Annotated in this window: 13 protein-coding genes; 8 read left to right on the forward strand and 5 right to left on the reverse strand. The window is 50.9% G+C overall.

Going from position 1 to position 15,160, the window contains the following annotated elements:
- Positions 1 to 68: 68 nt before the first annotated feature.
- Genes BM231_RS19855 through BM231_RS19865 form a run of 3 tightly spaced genes read left to right on the forward strand, consistent with a single transcriptional unit; the run spans position 69 to position 2,868 of the window.
- Entirely contained in the window at positions 69 to 1,097 is a 1,029-nt protein-coding gene (locus BM231_RS19855) for an ABC transporter permease (protein ID WP_093522099.1), read from the forward strand.
- Positions 1,094 to 2,266, forward strand: a complete 1,173-nt coding sequence (locus BM231_RS19860) for an ABC transporter permease (RefSeq protein ID WP_063296305.1) — start codon at positions 1,094 to 1,096, stop codon at positions 2,264 to 2,266. Before BM231_RS19855 ends, BM231_RS19860 begins: the two co-directional genes overlap by 4 nt.
- Positions 2,267 to 2,283: 17 nt before the next feature.
- Positions 2,284 to 2,868, forward strand: coding sequence for a class I SAM-dependent methyltransferase (locus BM231_RS19865; protein ID WP_093522101.1), 585 nt, complete (start codon positions 2,284 to 2,286; stop codon positions 2,866 to 2,868).
- Here the strand turns inward: BM231_RS19865 and BM231_RS19870 are convergent.
- From BM231_RS19870 to BM231_RS19890, 5 genes are read right to left on the reverse strand one after another with little or no spacing between them, the layout of a single operon-like run.
- Positions 2,852 to 3,703 (reverse strand): polysaccharide deacetylase family protein, encoded by an 852-nt coding sequence (locus BM231_RS19870; RefSeq protein ID WP_208860525.1) that lies wholly within the window; start codon positions 3,701 to 3,703, stop codon positions 2,852 to 2,854. The two genes, BM231_RS19865 and BM231_RS19870, sit on opposite strands and share 17 nt — an antisense overlap.
- Entirely contained in the window at positions 3,693 to 4,892 is a 1,200-nt protein-coding gene (locus BM231_RS19875; protein WP_093522191.1) for a glycosyltransferase family protein, read from the reverse strand. Before BM231_RS19875 ends, BM231_RS19870 begins: the two co-directional genes overlap by 11 nt.
- Entirely contained in the window at positions 4,892 to 6,022 is a 1,131-nt protein-coding gene (locus BM231_RS19880; protein WP_093522105.1) for a glycosyltransferase family 4 protein, read from the reverse strand. The genes BM231_RS19875 and BM231_RS19880 overlap by 1 nt, the downstream gene beginning before the upstream one ends.
- Entirely contained in the window at positions 6,022 to 7,260 is a 1,239-nt protein-coding gene (locus BM231_RS19885) for a glycosyltransferase family 4 protein (RefSeq protein ID WP_093522107.1), read from the reverse strand. Before BM231_RS19885 ends, BM231_RS19880 begins: the two co-directional genes overlap by 1 nt.
- A 2-nt stretch (positions 7,261 to 7,262) precedes the next feature.
- Positions 7,263 to 8,504 carry a glycosyltransferase family protein gene (locus tag BM231_RS19890; RefSeq protein WP_063312026.1) on the reverse strand — a complete coding sequence of 414 codons (1,242 nt, stop codon included), beginning with the start codon at positions 8,502 to 8,504 and terminating at the stop codon, positions 7,263 to 7,265.
- Positions 8,505 to 8,757: 253 nt separating this feature from the next.
- Between BM231_RS19890 and BM231_RS19895 the strand changes: the two genes are divergently transcribed.
- From BM231_RS19895 to BM231_RS19915, 5 genes are all read left to right on the forward strand, one after another.
- A complete protein-coding gene (locus BM231_RS19895) occupies positions 8,758 to 11,349 on the forward strand; it encodes an ABC transporter ATP-binding protein/permease (protein WP_093522109.1) in 2,592 nt (863 codons plus the stop codon).
- A gap of 100 nt (positions 11,350 to 11,449) precedes the next feature.
- On the forward strand, positions 11,450 to 11,890 hold the full coding sequence (locus tag BM231_RS19900; protein ID WP_181952087.1) for a cyclic nucleotide-binding domain-containing protein: 441 nt from the start codon (positions 11,450 to 11,452) through the stop codon (positions 11,888 to 11,890).
- Positions 11,891 to 11,903: 13 nt separating this feature from the next.
- Complete coding sequence (locus BM231_RS19905; protein WP_093522111.1) at positions 11,904 to 12,725, forward strand: MBL fold metallo-hydrolase; 822 nt, start codon at positions 11,904 to 11,906, stop codon at positions 12,723 to 12,725.
- A gap of 86 nt (positions 12,726 to 12,811) precedes the next feature.
- Entirely contained in the window at positions 12,812 to 14,281 is a 1,470-nt protein-coding gene (locus BM231_RS19910) for an adenylate/guanylate cyclase domain-containing protein (RefSeq protein ID WP_093522113.1), read from the forward strand.
- Positions 14,282 to 14,392: 111 nt separating this feature from the next.
- A complete protein-coding gene (locus BM231_RS19915) occupies positions 14,393 to 15,160 on the forward strand; it encodes an SDR family NAD(P)-dependent oxidoreductase (RefSeq protein ID WP_093522195.1) in 768 nt (255 codons plus the stop codon).

A 15,160-nucleotide genomic window follows, 5' to 3' on the forward strand; every position in this document is an offset into this window, starting at 1 on the left:
TCAGAGAAAGCCAAGAGAGCTCCTTTAGACTTCTCCCACGAGTGGTGTGAGAAAAGAAAGGGAAGCGGGTGCTCAATTACATCCTGCGGCGACTGTTGGTGATGATACCAACGCTTGCTGCCATCAGTTTCCTGATTTTTTTCATCATCGAATTGCCAGAAGGGGACTATATCTCCAATCAGATCTCCATGCTCCGCTCAACCGGAGAAAGTGCTTCCATTGGCAGATTGGAGTTTCTGCGCAAAGAGTTTGCTCTCGATCGGCCATTTGTGGAACGCTACGGCATATGGGTAGGGCTCTGGCCCGGACCCAATGGATTTGATGGGTTAATTCAGGGCAATTGGGGATGGTCCTTTGAGTATGACCAACCAGTTGGCGAAGTGGTCGGTCCAACATTACCGCTCACAGTAGCGCTCAATCTGGCCACAGTCCTTTTTATTTACTGTGTTGCCTTTCCCATCGGCATTTACTCCGCAACGCACCAGTATTCGGTCGGAGATTACACCTTTACGCTTATTGGGTATCTCGGCCTCGCAACCCCGAACTTCCTCTTGGCATTGGTTTTAATGTACCTGGCGAACAGTTGGTTCGGGCTGACGGTAGGCGGCATCATGGAGGAGCACTACATCGGCGAGCCCATGAGTGGTGGCAAAGTTCTGTCTATTGTGGCGCATTTGATTGTTCCGGTGATCGTCATCGGAACATCTGGCACTGCTGCGATGATCCGTCGACTACGCGCCAATCTATTGGACGAAATCTACAAGCAATACGTCACCACTGCCCGTTCCAAAGGAATGCGAGAAAGCAAACTCCTCGTCAAATACCCCCTTCGTGTCGCACTCAACCCCTTCATCGCAGATATAGGCAACCTTATCCCTTCGCTTGTGTCAGGTTCGGTTATTGTTTCTGTCGTTCTCAATCTTCCCACTGTCGGTCCTGTCCTTCTTGGGGCGCTTCAATCGCAGGACCAGTTTCTTGCAGGGTTTATTCTCCTCTTCGTCTCCATCCTCACATTGATTGGCATGTTGGTCTCTGATGTCTTGCTTGGTTATCTGGATCCACGAATTCGCCTTGGAAAAGAAGGGGCGAGACAATGAGCCCGGGCGAACGTGGAGAGGACAAAGCAGAGCACTACGTCAACCCTAAGGGCTTTGATCCTAAAGATGTTGAGATACTAACCCGAGAGCAAGAGAGATATTATCAGGCTCCTCAATGGAAGATCATCTGGTGGAAATTCCGCAAGCACAAACTGGCAGTTCTCTCCGCGATCATCCTCTTCTTTTTCTACTTGTGCGTCCCTTTTGCCGAAATCATTGCACCGTATCCGGTGGCAAAACGAAACGTAGACTTCCTCTTTGCCCCACCACAAGCCATCCACCTGTTCCATGAAGGCAAACTGGTAGGACCCTTTGTGTATGGCCTAAATCCTTCAGTTGATCTGGAAAATCTGAAGTGGGTCTATGAGACAGACACCACAAAAGTCCAAAAAATCCGGTTCTTCTGTAAAGGAGAACCCTACAAGTTCTGGGGGCTGTTTCCCGCAAGCTTTCACGTCATTTGCCCCGCGAAAGACGGCACGCTTTTCATCGCAGGAACGGACAGATTGGGGCGAGATCAATACTCTGGGCTCGTCTATGGAGCACGGCTGTCTCTTACAATTGGCCTTGTCGGAGTAAGCATATCCATGGTGCTTGGCGTCTTGTTGGGCGGACTTGCTGGCTTCTTCGGTGGGTGGATCGATAGCTCAATTCAACGCGTTATAGAAATTATGCGCTCGCTGCCAGAACTCCCGCTCTGGATGGCTCTGTCTGCGGCCTTGCCGATAACATGGTCGCCGGTTTGGATTTACTTTGGCCTGACCGTCATTCTGGGTCTGCTGGACTGGCCGGGCTTAGCGCGTGCTGTCAGATCAAAATTGCTCTCACTGCGAGAAGAAGAATATGCCAAGGCCGCGGCGCTCATGGGTGCTAGCCCTAGTCGTATTATTGTCAAACATCTGCTCCCCGGCTTTACAAGCCATCTGGTTGCTTCTGCAACGCTTTCTGTACCTGCGATGATACTCGGTGAAACGGCACTTTCTTTCTTGAATCTTGGATTGAGAAGGCCTGCGGTCTCATGGGGTGTTCTTCTCAATGAAGCTCAGAATATTTCTGTCGTTACCATTTATCCGTGGTTGATGGCGCCGGTTATTCCGATCATCATTGTCGTGCTTGCCTTCAACTTCATGGGCGACGGGCTGCGCGATGCAGCTGATCCTTACAAGTAGCTGGAGTTTCACAGATAATGGAAGAACTCTCAGATGATTGGGATCGTCAGTACGAGGCAGGCCGTTGGCATTTTCTGAATGATATCAAAGAAGCAGCTCGCTACGGAATCCTCTCCGCGTGGCTAGGGCAGACAGGAACCACGCGGGCAGTACTTGATGTCGGCTGTGGTGAAGCAATTTTGTATCACTATCTCAAATCATCAGGCCTGCAACGATACTGTGGTGTAGACCTCTCAGAAATTGCTCTAGGCAACGCTAATGTGGCAGAGGAATGTGTGCAGCTTGTGCAGTCTGACCTTGAGAGTTTCAACGTTAAAACGGCGGATAAATTTTCAGCAATTGTCTTCAATGAAGTGCTCTATTTCTGCGAGGAACCAGAGTTACAGCTCAACCGTTACGCAAAATTTCTTGAAGACAATGGCGTTATCGCAATCTCCATGTACACACCTGCACGAGAAAAATCGGGAGCAAACAGATCTATCCAGAAGGTTTGGAGTGAAACAGACAAATCTGACCACTGGAAGGTGCTAGATGATTTGGAGCTGAAGTCATGTTCAAAGAATGTCGGTTGGAAACTCCGGCTCGTCAGACCTGTCCGTTAGCCAAAGTAAAATCGCGTTTTGCCTCATCCAGAAGGTCTTGAGAACTAAGCCACCTAACTGCGGGGTGAGCAGAGGTGAGCTTGAAAAATACCTCCAAAAATTCAGAGCACCCCTCACCGTGGTCAAGGTGATGTGTCAGTAATCCAATCGGCTCACTTGTATTGGTTCGCCGTCGGCAAAGCTGCAGGTCTAGCCGTCTACGAGCTGCATCCCAACCGATAAAGCGCTTGTTTTTCTTCCATTTAATGATGTCGATATGGCTTTGGAGACGTGGAAGGCGAAAATGATTGATCCAGGTGAATGCGGATAATCCGTAGTCTCCTTGTTGCCTGAGAAGTTGCACTGCACGCGGTGCAATCCGGTTCCACGGAGGCACAAATAAAGGCACAAAGTGCTTTCCAAATAAATTTTGTAGGATCACCCGACCTTCTGCTAATTCTTTTGCCATCTCTTTTGATGTTCGTCGCCACCCAAACTCACTGGCCTTCTCGCCGTACGATTTCATCTGATAATTCTTGTGTTGCCAACCATGATGAACGATATGAACCTCTTGCGCCGTGACAAGACGCTGGGCGAGTGCTTCTGTCGCAAATTTTGGAATAACGGCAAGCGAAAGCGGAATACCGAACTGGCCAGAGAACGCAAGTAGCTCTTCAAGTGCAGGTGTTGGCGAAACAGCGTCATCATCCCGCCACCAGAACTTCACTGTAAGGCCGCGCTCTTCGAACCAATTGAGGTGCTGGCTGAGGTGCTGTTCAAATGCCTCTTGATCGTTGCCAGCAATATATCCTGTCTCCGGAACAGACTTAATGACAGGGGCAGAACTAGAGATCACGAGAAACGTTCCTTTCCCAGATAATTCCGAGCGCGTGATCCATCGGCGTTTCCATGCCAAGATCTGCGGCCAGCACCTGAGCTGAAATCTCCGCCCCATTGAGTGCCACATGTAAATCTGGGGCGGGAAGGGAGAGTGCTTTTTGTGCTGCTTGTGCAAGCGTATTAGCACTAAGCACTTTTTCGGGAACGGCGACGGCTCGATGATGTTTCATAAGGCTGAGTGCGCGTTGTGTCTGTTCGGTCTCAGCTTCTTGCGCAAAAGGAACAAGAACGGATGGAATGCCTGCGCGTAGAATATCGACAACCGTGTTGTAACCAGCTTGAGAAATGGAAAGTTTGGCGTTCTTTAGAAGCGCGGGGAAGTCTTTGCGAGCTCGCTCAATAATGAGCTGTGATGAGGAGTGTTTGGAAAGCTGGCGGAACTCAGCGTCGGGAACGTCCTGTCCAACGAGCACGCGCCACCGGTGACTGATGTTGGGCGACATATGGTTGGGAGCAGAAAGCGCGGCCCGTAACAAAGCAGAACCGACAGCCCCACCTCCACATGAAACGATAATTTCGTCCACCCCGTCAGTTGACGTTGCAGATGTTGTACGGTCATCACTGATGTAACCCGTGTAGCGGATATGTGAGTTCACCTTGTTGGAGAATGGAAAACTCTCGTCAAACGTAATGAGTTGCGGGTCTGAATGGACAAGGATCCGGTCATAAAAGGCAGAGGCTTGTGAAGCCATCCATTCTTCTTTCCAAAGCTCGTCCTTGCGCACCAGAATATCACGCACGGAGCAAACGACCCACGGTGGGGTGAGCTTGCTACCAGCGCACTCAAGAAGACGCGTCATCTCAGCTGCAAACATCCTGCGCCCAAACGGGTAGGTTTCCGTGATCAGCAGGTCAAAATGCTCGGAGGAAAAAGCAGAAAGCGTAGCCGTGATGCGCTTTTCCCACCAGGCTTCATCAATCGGGTTATTATGTTCGTCCAGCAAAACATCAAACTTCGCGCTGGCAGCACGCACAGCAGGTAACCGGACAACAGAAAGGCCATCGCAATTAAGCGTGTCAGGAATACGGTTCCCAGTTGCCAGTGTCACTGCAATGCCTTGACGAACCAGCGCCTTGGCGAGCGCCACAGCCCGAACGATATGGCCCGAGCCAAGCAAATGCTGAACATGGATGAAGGCTTTCATCATCGGCCTCCGTGAACTCTCCGCTTAAACTGGTGATGTTCAAGAGCAGCATTGAGCACCCTGTCCAGCCCTCTTGCTCCAGCTTCAAGACTATGGTTTTTGTGAATGTTCTCTATGGCTGCAAGGCCCATATTCTCGCGCTTGTGTGTGTTTTTTATGAGAGACATTAGGTTCTGAGCCAAAGCAGAGGCGTCGCCTTCATCTGAAAGCAATCCACTGGTGCCTTCCTCCACGATGTCAGGCACACCAAACACCCGCCCGCCAACCACCGGTAGACCGCAGGATTGAGCTTCCAGAAACACAAAGCCGAAGGCCTCACGAATGGCAGGCCAAACAAAAATGTCGTGAGACCGATAGAGACGCGGCATTTCCTGCCATGGAATAAGCCCGACAAACTCGGTGCGTTCCCGATCAAACAGCGGTTCAATCTCGCCTCGTGCCGGTCCGTCTCCGGCAATGGTCAGTCGCCATGGCAGATCAGCAATTTGCTTGAGAGCAGCAGCTAGCACCATGTACGAAAACTGCTTGTCTCCTTCACGCATCATGCCTGCGCAAAGCAGTCGGATCTTTCCATCAGCCGAGCCCTTGGTGACACTGTGACTGACTTCAAATTTTGCCGTCTCCAAAAACGGAGGCAAAACCGTGAGAACGTCTTCATTCAAGACTTCCTTCAGGCATTGAGCATCAGATTTCGTCAGAGCGACGACTTGGCTGGCCTGAGCAAGAGCTGCATCAGCTGCATTGAACCCAAGAGCCCAATTGCCTGCCTGTCGTTTGGGCGCACGGCTGGCTTCCACGACCACATAAGGAATGTTGAACTTGGCGCAGAGATAGGGCCCAATCCAATCAGGTGCCTTGTGATAGAGATGATACGTGAGAAATACATCGGGCACGTCACTGTGTTCAATCCAGCGCTCGGCGATTGCTTTCGCCTCTGCAAGCGCAAGCTCTTTCACGTCGCGTGTCACGTCCTCACCACCTTCAGCGCGCCAGCTGCGAAAAGTGGAGGCAATCTCAACCTCGTGCCCCGCCAAATGCAATGCTCGTACGATCAATCGCCCCATGGTTCGGTCTCCCGAAGGCACAGGGTGGTCAATAGGCTTCATGGGCGCTGTAAAGGCGACTTTCATCAGCAGGGCTCCAAACTTCTCGAGAACTTCTCCTCCAGAAAATCCAAACCGGGCGAGGCACTGAACCGGCGATGAACGCTTTCAAATGCATTGGTTCCAATGCGCTCTCGCTCAGAAGGGTGTGTGATCAGAAGCTGCAGTGCCTCTGATAAGGCTGAGATGTCTTCAGCAGGGCAAAGAAGGCCAGTTTCATTACTTTCAATGATCTCAGGAAGAGCAGATACCTCTGTTGAAATACACGGCAACGCCATAGCTTGTGCTTCCATCACCACGTTCGGTAGACCGTCCCGGTCACCTGACTTTGAGACACGGCAGGCAAGAGCGAAAATATCGGCGTTTCCCATCTCTTCCAACACCAGCTTCCTCGGTTGGGCTCCCAGCCACGATATACGGTCATCCAAACCAAGTTGCACACCAAGGTCCTTGAGTGAACATGACAGCTCACCTCCACCAATGTGGGTGAAGTGCCAGTTCAGGTCCTTTGGAAGTTTGCTGAAAGCGTGCAGCAAGTTGTCATAACCCTTCTTGTCTACCAGTCGCCCGACGGAGATAATCCGAACGCCATCTGCTCCTGTTCCATCCCGTAACGTGGCAGGACGGGGAGCCTCAGGAAATCCGCAAAAATCGAGACCATGATAAACAAGACTGATTTTGTCAGGTTCCTTGCAAAGTGAACGCAGATAAACAAGGTTTGCTTTGGTGCAGGTTACTCCCCAGGCAGCATCAGTAAGTTTTGCCTCAAGCTCCCATCGCTCCGTGGTCCATATGTCTTTTGCATGGGCGGAAAACGACCAGCGACGATCAGAAAGCAAAGCTGCATAGCGTGCAACCGTGCAAGGACTGTGGAGGTAGTGCGTGTGTATCCAAATCACATCCTCTGGCAACTCATGAGCCATCACGCAAGCTTGCCCCCATCGGCGGAAGCGTTCAGCATTTTTTTTGTGTTTCAGATCGTTCTCAAAGCATGCTCTGGCGGATGCGTATGTCGGTTGTTTTTTCGCCCATGCCATAGCTTTCTGGACACGAGGAGGATCATCCTTGAGATACTCGGTAAGGTAAAGCACATCGGAAGTGATCTTTTCGTGGACGTCATGCACATAGGGATCATAAGGGTGACGCAGCGCAACAATGAGCTGACCTATCCCACGCTCCTGTAGGCCATAAATCTCTTGGGCAATAAAGGTCTCGGAAAGACGGGGATACCCTTTAACAACCACAGCAATGCGTCCAGCTTCCATCGTTACCCCGCATTATATGTGAGTTTGACATCGCCACGTGAACCAAGACGTTGTGATAGCTGCTGCTCACGCATGCCAAGAATCTCAGCAGTTCGCAGATTGATAATATCCAATCCGCCCAGATAGTTTTCTGAATGGGCGTGAGATGGCGGTGCGATAAACGGAAGGTTCGCCAATGCTTTCACCATCAGCTCAACACTTGGGTATGAGTCAATCGGAAGCATCTGCGCAAGGCCCAGTCGCTGGGCTTGCTCTGCTCGAATAGCCTGCTCTCTGCGTGGCACCACACGTGGAACCAGAAGGGCTGGATTATCAAAGGAGAGGATCTCGCAAAACGTGTTGTATCCCCCCATGCCGATCACTGCAGTTGCATTGGCCATGTAAGGTTCAATTTCGGGGGTAAATCGCAGGATCTCAACATCCCGTAAATGAGATGCACGCGTTGAAAACGCTTCCACATCTGCCTTGCTCATGAAGGGGCCAAGGACAATGAGAGCTGGGAATAAGGGGCGCAAACGTGCCTCATAGGCCCGTATGACCCAATCGACAAGCTCAACACCGTCACCGCCACCGCCCGGGGTCACCAATACATAAGGGGCACCATCAAAGGGCGCTGTGAAATCCTGAGCTGAACTTGGCATTGACCGGCGCAGGTAGCCAGTAAAGAGTGTCTTTTCAATCACAGACTGGTCAAAGCCAAGCCCATCCAATGGATTGTTCATCACTGAAGGGCCGTAAACCCAGATCTCATCATAAAGATCATTAAGGGCAGGGTAGGCGCGTTTGCGAAGCCACTCCTCCTTCAGAACGTGCGGGTCATCCATCACGTCACGAAGACCCAAAACCAGCCGCGTTTTTTGCCCCTTGAGGTATTGAAGCGAAGGCAAAACTTCGCCGCGCAGCCCAAGTGGCTCCTTATCGACGATGAAGATGTCAGGCTTAAACACCTTGGCTGTGTGCTCGATGATCGAAGATCGGATGGCGATCGTCTCGTTGATATCAAGCTGTAGCGACAGCGAAGTGTATTCACCACTGCGTAGTTTGATCACGCCCGGAATACGGACAAAGTCGACCCGAGAGCGAAACTCAAAACTACCAATGATGGGAGATCCTGAAAGGATGAGGACGGACATTTCCGGGAAGGAGCCAACCAAAGATTGTGCGATTGTGCGGCACCGCCGCAGATGGCCCAATCCAAAGGTGTCATGGCTATAAATCAGAATTTTTGGCGTCATTACCGTCATGCGCTTCTTATTCCATCTGCTGCGCATAAACCTCAGCATCAGATCAGTTTGGCGGAGGAGGGCCACCAATCAACGGTCAAACCTGCTTTGTTGCGTTTAAACGCCAAAGTAGTACCCCCATAAATCCAAGGGATCTGGCGGGTTTATGCCGTTTTTTAAGATCTTGAAGCGTAAGATTCCCTTGCGTCAGTTAGAGCGTAAATCGCATCGCCTTAGTTTGGGTTAGCCTGATCTGAGCTTAATCGGAGTGGACATGGAAAAATCGCTTTTCCAATTCATCTGGAAGAACTCATCCCGCTATCAAGTGGCGATTCTTCTAGTCACCATATTGTCCTATCCGGTGAGTTACATCCTGCTGGATCTACCTAAGACAATTACCAATGAAGCAATTCAGGGTAGCAATTTCCCAGTAGAACTTTTCGGAGTGCAACTCGGGCAGATTCAGTATCTGGCGGTGCTGTGTATTTTGTTTTTGGTTCTTGTTGTTGTTAGCAACTGCATCAAACTCTACCTCAATGTCTACAAGGGTAGACTGGGTGAGAGGATGCTACGCCAGTTGCGGTTTGAGCTGTTTCAGCGCGTACTTCGCTTCCGCCTGCCTCACTTTAAGAAGGTCAGCTCCGGCGAGATCATACCAATGATTACCGCCGAGGTCGAGGATGTTGGTGGTTTTGTTGGCGAGGCCTTCGCTTTGCCTGCCTATCAGGGCGGCATGCTAGTCGTTCAGGTCGGCTTTATTTTCATGCAGGACCCGCTGCTTGGGCTGGCCGCAATCTCCCTTTACCCGGTGCAGGGATACATCATTCCCAAGCTTCAGCAGAAGGTGGTTCGCCTGTCTCGCCAGCGTGTGAAGAATGTGCGCGTGATCGCTGACAAGGTTGGAGAGAGCATCTCCGGTATCTCCGAGATTCATAGCAACGACACCTCGGCGTGGCACTCGGCAGACCTCTCAGATAGGCTTTATCGGAACTTCCGCATCCGCTTTGATATCTACAATCGCAAGTATTTCATCAAGTTCGTCAATAACTTCATGAACCAACTGACGCCGTTTTTCTTCTACTTTATCGGTGGCTATCTGGTCATCAAAGGACAGCTCAGCATCGGTGCGCTGATCGCGGTGATTGCAGCCTACAAGGATCTGGCAGGTCCATGGAAAGAGCTGTTGGCCTACTACCAGATGACGGCGGATGTTTCAGTCAAATACCAGACGGTGGTTGAGAACTTCGATCCACCTGATCTTTACGACAAACAACGCCTGCTTGATGATGAATCTCTGGTACTCAAAGGCCCTCTCACATTAGACAAACTCGGGCTTTCAGGAGTAGGGACCGGGCAGGAAGTACATGGCGTTTCACTTAAGGTTGAACCGGGTAAACCACTAGCCATATCTGGTGTGGACGGTTCTGGGCGTGCTGAACTATTGCAGATGGCAGCTGGATTGCTGAGCCCCACGTCAGGGTCGGTCAGCGTCAACCAAACCAGTTTTGAGAACATGTCGGAGTCCACGCTAGGCCGGCAGATCGCTTATGTTGGTGGACACTTGCATGTCTGGACTGGGACAATTCGTGATAATCTGTTCTATGGGTTGCGTCACCGACCTCAGGAAAAGGTCGAGTACGAAGGCAGTGATTTGAGAAAGCGGCAGCGCCAGTTGAAAGAAGCTGCAATGACGCTAAACCCATATTTTGATTTGAAAGCGCGTTGGGAAGATTACGAGTTGGCCGATGCCGGTTCCATGCAGGAGTTGGAAGACAAGGCCCTCGAGCTTTGTAAACTCGCAGGTTTCTCGCGTGATCTTTATCTTTTGGGTGTCGAGACAGTTATAAACCCAACCGAGACAGAAGAACTCAATGGCGGCCTCATGCCCAAACTGGTTGAGGCGCGCAAAGCTTTGCGTGAGAAAATCCAGAATGATGTGAAACTCCAGAACCTCGTCGAGTTCTGGGACCCAGAAAAATTCAACATGTCCGCCAATTTGGCGCAAAACCTGTTCTTTGCTAGCCCCAAAGAACACTTCATGACCATTGAGCATGTCCCGAATGACCCGCAGATTTCAGCTTTTCTAAAAGAGACCGGCTTCGATGTTCTCCTGACGGACATCGGACTGCAAATTGCGAAGACCATGGTCGAGCTGTTTGCTGATGTGAGTGCAGACAGTGAGTTGTTGAACAGGTACTCCTTCATTAGCCGTGAGGATCTGCCGGAATTCGCCCGCATAGTGAATGAGCAAAAAGGCGAACAGCGGCGTAAACGGCTCAAAGATGTAGACCGGGCTCGTTTGATTGCATTGGCACTCAAACTCATCCCTGCCAAACACCGTCTTGGTGTTCTGGATGATGATATGCGCGATAAGGTCGTCGCAGCGCGAGCAAAATTCATGGAAACAGTGGGCAGAGACAATGAGCGGTTCGAGTTCTTCGATCCAGACACCTATCTCACCACGCTGAGCATCGAGGACAATCTGGTCTTCGGTCATGCAAGGTTGGATCGCAGAGATGCCCGACAGAAAATACAACAAGTCCTGCAAGAGCTTGTGCGAGAGCGAGACCTGATCGGCCCAATCCGCCGTGCTGCCTTTGACTATCAGGTGGGCGTTGCTGGGGCGAAGTTATCCTCCCATCAGCGCAGATTGATCTGTTTGGTTCGTGCTCTGTTGAAAAATGCGCACATCTACGTTCTGGATGAGACTGCAAACAGCGTGAGCGAAACGGATAAGACCCTGCGCGAAGACCTCAGGAAGCTCATGTCTGATAAAATTCTCATGTTTGGAGTAAGTAATGAAAGCGTTGCTGAGGAGTTTTCTACGACGGTTCACCTAGAAAATGGGAGGGTTATCGAAAGATAGTCTTGGGAACTATGGTGAAACAAAGGCGAGATGATGTGAGCTGTAACACAGTTTGCTGGGAGAACTTCAGCTATGCTCATCAAGTTATTGGGAGTGAAATGTGACTATTGATGCAGAAGTCCAAGCTTTAAGCCGAGTCCCTCTCTTTCAGGGGTTGGAACCAAGCAAACTGCGTCTTCTTGCGTTCATCAGTGATCGCATGGAGTTTCAGGATGGAGAGCATTTGTGCCATCAGGGAGATGATGGTGACAGTGCATTTGTTGTCCTTTCCGGTGAAGTTGCTGTGTTTGTTGATGAAAATGAGGTTGCACGGGTCGGTCAATATGCCATCATTGGCGAAATTGCGATCCTGTGTGATGTCCCAAGAACAGCGACCTTACGGTCAGTGGGGACAACTCACATTTTGGCAATATCAAAAGACGATTTTTTGAAGCTCATCGCAGAGTTTCCGAAAGTTTCACTCGAGATTATGCGTGTATTGGCGTTGCGATTGGAAAAAACGACCAGAGAACTTGCGCAGGCACGCCCTGCGTCCACTTGAAAGGCCGGATTACTTGAACGAGTTTTCGCTTAAAATTTGGGGTGTTCGCGGTTCAACAGCTGCAGCTGGTCCCGAAACTCTTAGATATGGCGGAGAAACAACCTGCTTCGAAGTTCGGGCGGGGGATGTTCTGTTGATGGTTGATTGTGGTTCTGGCGCTCGGAACCTTGGCAGCGAAATGATGAAGGGTAAAAACCGAGATATCGACCTGCTCTTCACCCACACGCATCTGGATCATATCTGCGGTCTTCCTTTCTTCGAACCTGCCTATGACCCAAGCTTCCGTATTAATGCCATGGCCGGCCATTTTAATGACCCGTGTGATTTGAAGGACATTATCTGTCGGATCATGTCACCCCCTATTTTCCCGGTAGGGGCGAACACGCTAAGTGCTGTTTCCTTTAAAAGTTTCAAGGCAGGGGACACCCTGAAGAAAGACAATGGGCTGATAATCAAAACTGTTGCGCTAAACCATCCTGGCGGTGCCTGTGGCTACCGGATGGAGTTCAATGGTAAGTCCATGTGCATTATCACAGATCACGAAATGGGGAGCGAATCTCACGATGCAGCTGTCCTAGAGTTTATCCGTGATGCAGATGTTGTGATCCAGGATGGGATGTACACCTGTGCCGAATACCCTAAGTATAAGGGTTGGGGACATTCCACATGGGAGCATGTGGTCGGAATATGCCAGCGCGCCAACGTGAAAACGCCCGTGATTTTTCATCACGATCCGCGTCGCACGGATGATGAACTGGACGAGATAGGTTTGGCTGCCCAGCAGATGCATCCACGAGCAATCGTGGCCTCTGAAGGGATGGTGTTCAAACCTTAAGTTCATTCACCCGTCGCTCGCAACAGATCTGATGAAACTGCGAGCAAACCAGCAACACCTGTTGAATGGTGTGACGGGAGACAAGTGTGGCAGTTGGAAGTGGTCCAGAAAATTCCGATCCTTCAAAAAAGCGTGGATCTGAGAAAAAGCCGGATGTGGACTTGAGCGAAAAGTTCCATGGCATCTCTTACCAGAAGAAAGCTGAACCTAACTTCTACCAGCAGCTGAAGCGCGGTGTTTTAGGGCCAAAAGCTCCGGAAGGGGACTTGCCTTTACGTGTACGTAGTGAAGTAGCGCGTCAGGAAGCGGCTTCTGAGCGACTGATTGGCATTGTCCAGCTCGGCGTCATCATCTTCTTCGCGGTTCTCTATGCCCTCGCTCCGAGGGCTGAAGGCACAATGGGTTTCAACTTCGTTCCCATCGCCTTTTCTTGTTATCTTGTCTTTACGCTCATTCGAATTTACGTCTCTTTCAGGACCATACTGCCGGTCTGGTATCTGGTCTTGTCCATCATGGCAGATGTGGCACTTTTGGTTGGGCTGATATTCTCCTTCCACATCCAATACGCCCAGCACCCCACCTTCTATCTCAAAGCCCCGACCTTGATGTACTTGTTCCTGTTCATCGCTTTGAGAGCGCTCCGCTTTGATCCTCGGTATGTAATCCTCACTGGGGTCTTCGGCGCCCTGGGCTGGTTGGGGTTGGTGTTCTACGCTCTGACGTATCAGGGTGGCTCGACGCTCATCACTCGAAACTACATTGAGTATCTAACAGGCGAAGCGGTTCTCATCGGAGCCGAGCTGGACAAGTTGATCATCATTCTGTCAGTGACAGCGCTTCTTGCCCTTTCAATCTTTAGAGCTCGCCGTACCTTCTTCTCAGCCATTCGCCAAAAGAATGCGGTGAAAGACTTGAGCCGCTTTTTTACGCCGGAAGTTGCAAGTTCCATTGTGGAATCTGAAAGCAGGCTCATGGCTGGAACAGGAGAAATCCGGGACGTTGCCATCCTTCTTGTAGACATCCGGTCTTTCACAAAAACTGCCGCCAAATTGCCGCCAGAGACCACCATGCGTGTTCTGAGTCTCTATCAAAAGAAGGCTGCAAAGGCGATTTTGGGAGAGGGAGGCAAGATCGACAAGTTCCTCGGTGATGGTATCCTCGCAACCTTTGGCGCTGTGTCAGACAGCGAAACATATGCGGCCGATGCGCTGCGTGCAGGTGTCGAGCTGGCTCACATTCTGGAGGAAGAGTGCGCTGATCTTGAAGCCGCAGGCTGGCCCACAAAGTTTGAAGTTGGTGTAGGTGTGGCAGCAGGACCCGTCAGTGTTGGAGTTGTTGGAGTACGGGACCGATTGGAGTTCACGGTGATTGGTGACGCTGTAAACCGCGCAGCAAAGCTGGAAGCTGCCAACAAGGTTCAGGGCACCCGGTTCCTGACGGATGGTGCAAGTTATTCCATGGCCCTACGACAAGGGTATAAGGGAAACATGATAGATTTAAAGTCTGAGTGTGTTGCGGGAATCAATGGAAAAGTAGACCTTGTGGCTTTGGCGTGAGAATGATTTTCTCATGCCGACCCGCAATCCAGCATTTTGCTGCTTTCAAAGAATTTTGGCGGGAGCTTTGAAAGACAGCGGGGCAAACAAAATGAATCGGGATGGGATTCCATGCAACTTAATAAAGAAATTGCAGCCGTTGTAACCGGCGGCTCATCAGGTCTTGGCGCGGCAACCGCACGGAAATTGGCTGGCCATGGCGTGAAAGTAACTCTTTTCGACGTAAATGAAGAAGCAGGTAACGCACTGGCACAAGAAATTGGTGCTCAGTTTGTAAAAGTTGACGTCACAAGCGATGACAGCGTGAAAGCTGGTCTGGATGCAGCTGAAGCAGCGCACGGCCCAACACGCATTCTCGTCAATTGTGCAGGTATCGCACCTGTTGCAAAAACCACCTCTCGTGGCGAACCGCACCCAATGGATATGTTCCAGACGGTCATTAACGTAAATCTCGTTGGCACGTTCCGCTGTATGTCATTTGCTGGAACACGCATGGCAAGTCTTGATCCACTGACAGAAGACGGTGAGCGCGGCGTGATCATCTCCACTGCATCTGTGGCGGCATTTGATGGTCAGATTGGCCAGGCAGCTTACGCGGCGTCCAAAGGCGGCATCGCTGCTTTAACACTGCCTGTTGCACGTGATCTGTCTAAGTCTGGCATTCGTGTAATGACTGTTGCACCGGGTATCTTCGAAACTCCAATGCTTCGTGGTCTCTCTCAGGAAGTCCAGGACTCACTTGGTCAGCAGGTGCCGTTCCCGTCTCGTTTGGGTCGCGGTGATGAATACGCGCAGCTGGTGGAAGCAATTTGCACCAACCCAATGCTGAACGGTGAAACCATCCGCTTGGATGGCGCAATCCGTATGGCTCCGCGCTAA

The sequence above is a fragment of the Pseudovibrio ascidiaceicola genome (assembly GCF_900114245.1).
Classification (GTDB): Bacteria; Pseudomonadota; Alphaproteobacteria; order Rhizobiales; family Stappiaceae; genus Pseudovibrio; species Pseudovibrio ascidiaceicola.